At 64.0% G+C, this 2,883-nt stretch carries 3 protein-coding genes and 1 pseudogene; all 4 read left to right on the forward strand.

Features of this window, described 5'->3' with window-relative positions; all coding sequences use genetic code 11:
- Positions 1-136: 136 nt before the first annotated feature.
- The gene (locus EN935_RS29420; RefSeq protein WP_127263564.1) at positions 137-991 is read left to right on the forward strand and encodes a 23S rRNA (adenine(2030)-N(6))-methyltransferase RlmJ; all 855 of its coding nucleotides are present in this window, start codon (positions 137-139) and stop codon (positions 989-991) included.
- Between the two features lie 209 nt (positions 992-1,200).
- Positions 1,201-1,653, forward strand: coding sequence for a hypothetical protein (locus EN935_RS29425; protein WP_127263566.1), 453 nt, complete (start codon positions 1,201-1,203; stop codon positions 1,651-1,653).
- Positions 1,654-1,787: 134 nt separating this feature from the next.
- The gene (locus tag EN935_RS29430; RefSeq protein ID WP_127263568.1) at positions 1,788-2,369 is read left to right on the forward strand and encodes a TetR/AcrR family transcriptional regulator; all 582 of its coding nucleotides are present in this window, start codon (positions 1,788-1,790) and stop codon (positions 2,367-2,369) included.
- Positions 2,366-2,883: pseudogene (locus EN935_RS29435) on the forward strand (EamA family transporter); the annotation flags it as partial. The gene EN935_RS29430 and the pseudogene EN935_RS29435, both read left to right, overlap by 4 nt.

Below are 2,883 nucleotides of genomic sequence, written 5' to 3' on the forward strand. Positions count from 1 at the left end.
GCCGTGCACGGCCGGTCGGCTTCTCGCTGGTGGCGATCGGCTTGGTCGGGCTTTTGCTGACCCTGCGCTCTGGCGGCGGTCGGCCGAAAAACCCGAACGCGCAGCCGCCACCGCCGCGTTGGGGCAGGGGCTCCACGTGAACTACCGCCACGCCTATCATGCCGGGAATTTCGCCGACGTCGTCAAGCACGTCGTGCTGACGCGACTGCTCGACTATCTGAAGCAAAAGGACAAGGCGTTTCGGGTCATCGACACCCATGCCGGCATCGGCCGCTACGATCTGTCGTCGGTCGAAGCGCAGAAGACCGGTGAGTGGCAAGGCGGCATCGGCAGGCTGATCGATGCCCCGTTTGCCGCACCGGTGGCGGCACTGCTTGCGCCTTATCTGGAGACGGTGCGGTCGCTCAATCCCGAGGGTGGTATCCAGAAATATCCGGGCTCGCCGCTGATCGCGCGTCATCTCATGCGCAAGCAGGACCGGCTGACAGCGATCGAGCTGCACCCCAAGGATGTCGCGAAGCTGAGGACGCTCTTTGCCGGTGATTTCCAGGCCCGGATCATCGAACTCGATGGCTGGCTGGCGCTCGGCGCGCATCTGCCGCCGAAGGAAAAGCGCGGCCTGGTTCTCATCGATCCGCCATTCGAGGAGGCGGGTGAGTTCGAGCGCCTCGTCGACGGGCTCATGAGGGCGCACAAGCGGTGGCCCGGCGGCATCTATGCGCTGTGGTATCCGATCAAGGACCGCAAGGCGATCATCGCCTTCCGCAAGGCGCTGAAACAGTCCGGCATCCCGAAGCTGCTCGACATAGAATTCGAGATCAGGCCGGCCTCTTCGGAACCCAGCCTCGACGGCAGCGGCCTGCTGGTGGTCAACCCGCCATTCACGCTGGAGGGCGAGCTGCATGCATTGCTGCCGGCTTTGCACAGACTGCTTGCGGTGGGGAGGCCGGCGCACTGGTCGTTGGAATGGCTGGCAGGCGAGCAGGCTTGACGGGGGAGGGCTTCGGATCTCGCGACGCCAGGCGCGAAAAGGCCCGCGTTCCGGAAGGGTGAGGAAGGCGTGCTCTTCAACGACCCGGGCTCGCGCAAGACCGGCTTTGGCCAACGCAGTTCCCAACTGGGAAACCATTGTTTCCGCAACCGCTTGACCGCCGCCAAGCGAATCCGCACAGTGCGCGCAATCGACCTTGAGAGGCTGCCATGACTCGCTTTGCCAAATCCGCACTTGCCGCCCTGATTTCGCTCTGCACTCCGCTTGCCGCGCCTCTCGGCGTCACCCAGGCAGTGCAGGCGGCCGATCTTACAGTCTATTCCGATGAGGACAGCGGTGTCTGTGGCGAGGCCTGGGTGCTGAACAAGATCACCAGCCGCTTCTCCTACCAGGTGCATCACGTGCCGCATCTGCCGAACGTGCAGATCACCGATTTCCAGCGCATCCACCAGCACCGCTACCTGCCGGCCAACGACAGCTGGCCGATCGGCCGCCGCTACTGCGGCGCCACCGTCAGTCTCTCCGACGGCCGCGATCGCACCATCTGGTACCTGATCGAGGAAGGCCAGGGTTTTGCCTCGATCGGCGACAATGTCGAATTCTGCGTCTCGGGCTTCGACCGCTGGATGGTGTACAACGGCCGCTGCCGCGTCCTGCGCTAACCGGCTTTCCGTTCCTATCTCTTTTCGCGCCCGCGGCTTGATCGGCTGCGGGCGCTTTTCTGTACCGCGTTGACAGAAGGCTCGATCTGCCGCATAGCTATGAGACAGACCTGTCTCACTACTTGGTAAGCGTCATGACATCATCGCCTGGTTCCGACAAGCGTCAGCACGTCGTCGAAACGGCCTACACGCTGTTCAAGCGCGCAGGCTTCCATGCCACTGGAATCGACCGGATCATCGCCGAGGCCGAGGTGGCCAAGATGACGATGTATCGCCACTTCCCCAGCAAAGACGAGCTGATCGTCGAGGTGCTCGACTATCGTGCCAGGCGTTTTGAGAGCCAGCTCGACCGCCTCGCGCAGGAGGGCATCACGCCAGAGCAAAAAATCGGAAAAATCCTCGACTGGCATGAACGTTGGTTCCGCAGCCCGGATTTCCATGGCTGCCTGTTCGCGCATGCGCTGGCCGAGTTCGGTGATCCCCGGCATCCGGTGTTCAAGGCTGCCGCCAGGCAGAAGAACGGCCTCAAGCGGCGCATGCAGTCGATCCTCGAAGAGGTGATGCCGCGTGACCGCGCCGAGAGTGTGGCGACGGTGCTGCTGATGCTGATCGAAGGCGCGACCCTGGTTGCGCAGATGGGGCAGGCTGACACCGCTATTCGCGACGCCCGCAAGGCGGCCCTGGGCATCGTCGCTGCTTCGCGCAGGCCGCAATGAGCCCGTTGGTCATCGGGCTGGCGCTGTTTGCGGCGGTCCTGCACGCAACCTGGAACGCCTTCCTGCGGACCGGGGCCGACAGGTTGTGGACCGTCACCGTCATGAGCTTTTCCAGCACGGCGCTCGCCATTCCCTTCGCCGTCTTCCACACCCTTCCGGCCGCACCGGCCTGGTTCTATATCGTTCTCTCGGCCTGCCTGCAGGTCGGCTACAGCGTGTTTCTGGTGGCCGCCTACAGATATGGCGAACTGGGACAGGTCTATCCGATCGTTCGCGGGGGCGTGCCGCTGCTTGTCACGCTTGGCGGGTTCTTCCTGGCCAACCAGCAGCTCACCATGTCGCAGACCGTCGGCGTCGCGCTGGTCGCCGCCGGCATCATGGGTCTCTCGCTCGGAAGAGGCAGGGCCGCGACGACGTCGATACTCTATGCGCTGGCAACGGGAGCGATCATCGCCGCCTATGCGACCGTCGATGCGATCGGTGTTCGCACGGCGGGCAATGCCGGCGCCTACAC

This window comes from Mesorhizobium sp. M7D.F.Ca.US.004.03.1.1, from assembly GCF_003998635.1.
In the GTDB taxonomy this organism is placed as follows: domain Bacteria; phylum Pseudomonadota; class Alphaproteobacteria; order Rhizobiales; family Rhizobiaceae; genus Mesorhizobium; species Mesorhizobium loti.

Coding starts and splice junctions, on each gene's coding strand:
- EN935_RS29430 (WP_127263568.1), top strand. CDS start 1,788: ATGACATCATCGCCTGGTTCCGACAAGCGTCAGCACGTCGTCGAAACG.
- EN935_RS29425 (WP_127263566.1), top strand. CDS start 1,201: ATGACTCGCTTTGCCAAATCCGCACTTGCCGCCCTGATTTCGCTCTGC.